7 protein-coding genes are annotated in these 5610 nt (G+C 68.6%); all 7 read left to right on the top strand.

Translation table 11 applies throughout. The annotated features are described in order from the left end of the window. Positions 1 to 570: hypothetical protein (locus AC1VAN_RS09230; RefSeq protein ID WP_480985681.1), on the top strand; the 570-nt coding region annotated here is incomplete at its 5' end. Between the two features lie 119 nt (positions 571 to 689). After that, on the top strand, positions 690 to 1274 hold the full coding sequence (locus AC1VAN_RS09225) for a hypothetical protein (protein WP_032974555.1): 585 nt from the start codon (positions 690 to 692) through the stop codon (positions 1272 to 1274). Positions 1275 to 1331: 57 nt separating this feature from the next. Beyond that, on the top strand, positions 1332 to 1769 hold the full coding sequence (gene gspG / locus AC1VAN_RS09220; protein ID WP_442251378.1) for a type II secretion system major pseudopilin GspG: 438 nt from the start codon (positions 1332 to 1334) through the stop codon (positions 1767 to 1769). A gap of 54 nt (positions 1770 to 1823) precedes the next feature. Then, positions 1824 to 2684: a type II secretion system minor pseudopilin GspK gene (gene gspK, locus AC1VAN_RS09215; RefSeq protein ID WP_152543261.1), complete on the top strand. Its 861-nt coding sequence runs from the start codon at positions 1824 to 1826 to the stop codon at positions 2682 to 2684. Beyond that, positions 2681 to 3847: a type II secretion system protein GspL gene (gspL, locus tag AC1VAN_RS09210; protein ID WP_032974560.1), complete on the top strand. Its 1167-nt coding sequence runs from the start codon at positions 2681 to 2683 to the stop codon at positions 3845 to 3847. Before gspK ends, gspL begins: the two co-directional genes overlap by 4 nt. Further along, positions 3844 to 4371 (top strand): type II secretion system protein GspM, encoded by a 528-nt coding sequence (gene gspM / locus AC1VAN_RS09205; protein ID WP_032974561.1) that lies wholly within the window; start codon positions 3844 to 3846, stop codon positions 4369 to 4371. Before gspL ends, gspM begins: the two co-directional genes overlap by 4 nt. Next, a partial coding sequence (locus tag AC1VAN_RS09200; RefSeq protein WP_480985680.1) for a secretin N-terminal domain-containing protein occupies positions 4368 to 5610 on the top strand: 1243 nt, incomplete at its 3' end. The genes gspM and AC1VAN_RS09200, both read left to right, overlap by 4 nt.

The raw sequence follows: 5610 nt of genomic DNA, 5'->3' as shown, positions 1-5610 counted from the left end.
TGCATGGAGAGGCCAAGGATGCGCAACGAGACCATCGGTGTGTTGGATCTGCGCCGCAATCTGTCGGCGCTGCTGGAAACCACCCAGCGGCGGCCGCTGATGGTGCACCGCTATGGCGCGCCGTGGGTATGCGTGGTGTCCGACCCGCAGTGGCGGCAGCAGGCGGTGCTGCTGGAGTTCGAGCCACAGGACCATCCGTTGGCGATGCTGCTGCGGTTGCAGCGGCAGGCGCTGCCACTTTCGGAATCGGGAATGCTGCCTGCTGCTGCACTGGCACGTGCCTTGTTGCTGATGGCCATGCACGGCATCGAGGGTCTGGCGGCACTTCACGATCACGTGCGCTACCACCGGTTGTGGCACTGGTTCGTGGCCGCCAGCGATGCACAGATGGAGGGATGGCAGCTGCCACTGCTGCCGGCGGCGACGGCGGCGCTGCTGGATGACGCGGACGCGATGCACGCGCTGGCGGCATTCGCGCAGCGCAGCGACGTTGTCGTGCTGGCCCGGCGGTGTGGCGGAGAGGCGCCGCGCCTGGACCTGCAAGCCTGCAGGAGGATGACGTTGCGGTGACATTCCCGCGATGCTGCCACGCACTGCTCAACATCGCATTCGTGCTGTCGCTTCGGCTGCCTTGCTGACGTCTTCTGCAGAGTACGACGCTCCCGCGTCGCGGAGCGCAGGCGACGCCGATGAACGACAGTCGCAGGATCAGCATGCTGGAGCTGGACCGCCACCTGAGCCAGTCGCTGGAGCAGGCGCGGCACGCCCCAGTGAATGTGCAGCGCTATGGGCAGCCGTGGGTGTGGATGCTGTCCAGCGATGCCTGGGCCGATGCGGCAAGGTGGTCAGCGCTGGATGTCAGCGGCCATCCGTTGATGCTGCTGCGGCAGGCGCTGGACGCATGCCTGCAGCCGTGGCCTGAAGCGGCCTTGGCCACGCTTGCGCAGGAGAGCGCGGAGATGCGCATGGTGCAACGTGCGGTGCTGCTGATCGCGCTGTGCGCCCCTGGCAGCGTGCAGCGCCTGCACGACGATCTTCGCTATCACCAGGTGTACCGGCAGTTCATCGGCTTCGATCATGGCATGGCCTGGTCGCCCCTGCAGTGCATGCGCCTGCTGCAGGCGTGTGCCGCGCCAGTGCTGCAGCGCTGCGTGGAGGAAACGCTTGCGCGCGTTCCGTCGTCGCTGGTGGACGCTGCCTGCGTGGGGAATGCGCGCCGTGTGGGTGATCGGCTGCAGGAACGGCCGATTTCCGCAGGATGTTTATCGTACTGACACATGCGCCGCTGACCATGGGGCGGCGGTCTCTTCCAGGATGATGAGGGCGGAACAATGGCAATGCAGATGGGTGGTCGCAGGGCTCGGCAGCAGGGCTTCAGCCTGATCGAGATCATGGTGGTGGTGGTCATCATCGGCATTCTGGCTGCACTGATCGTGCCCCGCCTGATGGATCGCCCCGACCAGGCCCGCGTGGTGGCGGCACGCCAGGACATCGCCGCACTGATGCAGGCCATGAAGCTGTACCGGCTGGACAATGGGCGTTACCCCAGTGCCGGGCAGGGGCTGCAGGCGCTGCTGAGACCGCCGCAGGGCAGCGGCGCGATGCCGGTCACGCCGTACCTCGACCGCCTGCCGGATGACCCGTGGGGGCACCCCTACCAGTACCAGAACCCCGGCACGCACGGCGATATCGACGTGTTCTCGCTGGGGGCCGACAGCAAGCCCGGCGGTGAGGCCGGCAACGCGGACATCGGCTCCTGGCAGTTGTGAGGCCGGACAATGGCACGCCGGAACATTCCAGGTGCGTTTACCCGCCAGCAGGGCATGGCGGTGATCGTGGCGATGCTGGTGGTGGCACTGGTGGCGGTGATCGCCACTGCGCTGCTGACCCGGCAGGCCGCACAGCTGCGTGCGGTACGCAGCGACCAGCTGCGCATGCAGGTACGCATGGCAGTGGACGTCACGCTGGAACGCGCGGCGCAGCAGTTGCGTGACGACGCGCGCGAGCAGTTGACTACCGTTGGCAACGGGCGCTGGGCGCGGCCGGTGCAGCTGCAGGCGCCGCTGCCGGTGCACCTGCAGCTGGTGGACGCGCAGTCGAGGTTCAACCTGCGCACGCTGCTGGCTGACGGCCAGCCTGCCGCAGAGGCACTGCGTGCGTTCACTTCGCTGTGTGTGGGGCAGGGGCTGCCCCGCGCGGCCTGTGCCAGCGCCGCAACGCAGGTCCAGTCGCGCCTGCGCGATGGCGATCGGCAGGCGCGGGCACCGTTGCCGCGTGAGTCGCTGATTGAACAGGTGCTGGCAGGCGCTGATCCGGTGGCGATACAGGCACTGGCGCGGCGTACGGTGGTGCTGCCAGCGCAGACCCTGGTCAACGCCAATACAGGTGATATCGCCGTACTGCAGGCGGTTGCACCGGGGGTGGATGCCGGGCGCCTGCAGGCGCTGCTGGGCGAGCGCGATCGTGGCCACTGGCTGCTCAACCGCGGGGACATCGCCAACCGGCTGCAGCTGAGCAACGAACAGATGGCGCTGATGCCGCTGGGTATCCACAGCGAGTGGTTCCTGGCGGTAGGCCAGGTACAGGCAGACGGCGCATCGGTGGATTTCCGCGCATTGATCTGGCGCGAGTACCGTGACGACAGCGTGCGTGTGCAACGGGTATGGACAAGGATCGGTGCATGAGCCTGCAGCTGAGAGTGCGCCTGCCGGCGCTGGAACGATTGGATGGGGACAGCGCGGTGGAGTGGTCGCAGCTGCACAAGGACCGCGTGCTGGCCACGGGAAGCGACCCTCTGTCGACGCTGGGCCAGCGCTTTCCGCAGGCGAGGGTGCATGCGAGCCTTGATCCGCAGGACCTGATCCTGCTTGAGCTGCAGCTGCCGCCGCTGCCCGGGCGACGCCTGCAGGCGGCCCTGCAGGGTGAAGTGGAAGCGATGCTGCTGGATGATCTGCAGGAGGTGGCGCTGGGCCATGGCACCCAGGCGGCCGATGGCACGGTGGCGGTGGCGTGGCTTGGCCTGCAGGCGATTGCGCGCGTACAGCAGCAGCTGCAGGAGTGCGGGCTGCAGTTGCAGGCGCTGCACCCAACGCCCTTGCTGCTGCCGTGGGCGGTCGGGCAGGCCACCCTGCAGCTGTGTGGTGATCAGGTGCTGGTCCGCTGTGGCCGTGATCGTGGCTTCGTGCAGTGGTGCGGTGGGCGTGACCTGGCCTCGGTGATGCAGGTGCTGGCCGTGCGCCTGCAGCAGGCCGGGGTGCAGGCAGTGCAGTGGATCGATGCCGTGCCGCCCGCTTGGGCCGAGCGTCTGCCGGCCAGCGTGCTGACGCAGGCGGTGCAGTGCAGCGGTCCGCTGCCTGGCTGGTCACTGCCGTTGCCGGCCTCGGGTGCAGGTGCGCCACGCCTGGCTATCGGTCTTGCGCTGGCGGCGGCGGTGCTGGCTGCACTGGGCCTGCAACTGCAGGTGTCGCGCTGGCACAGCGAGGGTGAAGCCCTGCAGCATGACATGGCGCGGCAGTTCAGCACGCACTTCCCCGAGATCCACGATGTGGTCGATCCGGTGGTGCAGGCGCGGCGGGCACTGGCGGTGCCGGCAGTGCCACGGGCACTTCCCGCCGTGCAGCAGCAGGTTGCCAGCGTGCTGCAGGCCATCCCCGAGTTGGCTGGCCAGGTCCGCAGCCTGCGCTATCAGCCGGGCCAGCTGGAGATGGAGCTGGATGCCGACGCGCAAGCCTTGGCCGAGGACGCGCAACGGCTGGAGCGCTGGCAGCAGGCGATGCAGGCACAGGGGTTGCAGCTTGCGCACGAAGCCGGTGGCCGCTTGCGGATCAGCAGCGGGACTGCTCCGTGACCGCATCGGAACTACGGCCGGCGGGCGTCGTGCGCGGACTGTCGCAGCGTTGGCAGCGGCTGGCGGCGCGCGAGCGCGCGATGCTGCTGTTGATGGCTGTGGCGATAGCGGCGGCCGCACTGTGGCTGGGCTGGCTGCAGCCGCTGCTTAAGCAGCGCAGCCATTGGCAGGCTGAGCTTCCACGGCTGCAGGCGCAGGCGGCAGCACTTGCACCGCTGCTGCGCGCCCGTGAACAACAGCAGCAGGCGCAAGGCCGGCGGCCGACACTTGCAGGCCTGCGCCAACAGATCACCGCTGCCGGCCTGGCGGGCAGCCTGCATATCGAAACGCGCGACGGGCGCTGGCACCTGCAGGTACGCAGTGTGCCCGCCGATGCGCTCTGGAACTGGCTGCTGCCTCTGCTGGCCGACCCGGCCATCGAACTGCAGCAACTGCAACTGCAACGGACAGGGGACGCGAACATGCCGGCGGCACGGATTTCCGGAAACATCGTGATGGCCGCCCAGGGCGGTGGCCATCCATGAAGGCGATGCGCAGCCTGGGCTGCAGCGCGGCATTGGCACTGGTGGTGGGCCTGGCCCATCTTCCGGCGCCGGTGCAGGCGCAGGACGCCAATGGCGAACCGGTGCAGCTGAACCTGGTGGACACCGATATCGGTGGGGTGCTGCGCATGGCGGCACGCTTCACCGGCCGCCAGTTCCTGGTCGACCCCCGGGTGAGCGGCAAGATGACCGTGGTCTCCGATGGGCCGGTCAGCCGTGTGCAGGCTTACCAGCTGCTGCTGGGTGCATTGCGCATGCGCGGTTTTGCCGTGGTTGAAAGCGGGGGTGTCAGCCGGGTGGTGCCGCAGGCGGATGCCAAGCTGCTGGGCGGCCGCGTTGGTGCCGGTGGCGCGGGCGGCGAAATAGCCACGCGCACGTTTTCCCTGCGCTACGAGAGTGCCGCAGCGCTGGTGGCGGTGCTGCGGCCGATGATCACCGCGGACAATCCGATCACCGCGAACCCCGGCAACAACACGCTGGTCATCACCGACTACGCCGACAACCTGGAGCGCATCGCGCGGGTCATCGCCAGCGTGGATACACCGGCCGGCATGGACACCGACGTGGTGAAGCTGCAGCAGGGCATTGCCGTGGACGTGGCGGCGATGGTCGCACCGCTGCTGGATGCGCAGGRCGCGGAGCCGGCGCAGAAGGTGGTGGTGATGGCCGACCCGCGCAGCAACAGCGTGCTGCTGCGTTCCAGCAGCCCGGGCCGCACGCGCCTGGCGCGGCAGCTGGTGGAGAAGCTGGACAAGGCCCAGGACGAGTCCGGCAACCTGCATGTGGTGTACCTGCGCAACGCCCAGGCCACGCAGCTGGCCGGGGTGCTGCGGGGCGTGGTGGCAGGGCAGAGCGATGCGCCGGCAATGGGCAGCAGCGACGGCATCACTGCATTGCCGGGCGAGACCAGCCGCAATGCCAGCCCGCCGCCGCAGCCTGCACAGGGCAAGAACAAAGGGAATGCGCTGGAATCGCCGCGGCTTGATCCCGGCCGTCGCGAACCGACCGATGCCGGCAGCACCGGCTTCAGCCAGAACGGCATTTCGGTGCAGGCCGACATCGCCACCAACACCTTGCTGATCTCTGCCCCGGAGCCGGTGTACCGCAACCTGCGGCGGGTGATCGACCAGCTGGACCAGCGTCGGGCGCAGGTGCTGGTGGAGAGCCTGATCGTGGAGGTCAACCAGACCGACGCTGCCGAACTGGGCGTGCAATGGATGC

The organism is Stenotrophomonas sp. 05L44_2 (assembly GCF_056665995.1).
Note: the sequence above shows the minus strand (reverse complement) of the source record. Positions and strands in the feature narration are given on the sequence as shown.

What these genes read in the sequence shown, in the direction of transcription:
- AC1VAN_RS09225 (WP_032974555.1), top strand. Translation starts at nt 690, where the DNA reads ATGAACGACAGTCGCAGGATCAGCATGCTGGAGCTGGACCGCCACCTG.
- gspG (WP_442251378.1), top strand. Translation starts at nt 1,332, where the DNA reads ATGGCAATGCAGATGGGTGGTCGCAGGGCTCGGCAGCAGGGCTTCAGC.
- gspK (WP_152543261.1), top strand. Translation starts at nt 1,824, where the DNA reads ATGGCGGTGATCGTGGCGATGCTGGTGGTGGCACTGGTGGCGGTGATC.
- gspL (WP_032974560.1), top strand. Translation starts at nt 2,681, where the DNA reads ATGAGCCTGCAGCTGAGAGTGCGCCTGCCGGCGCTGGAACGATTGGAT.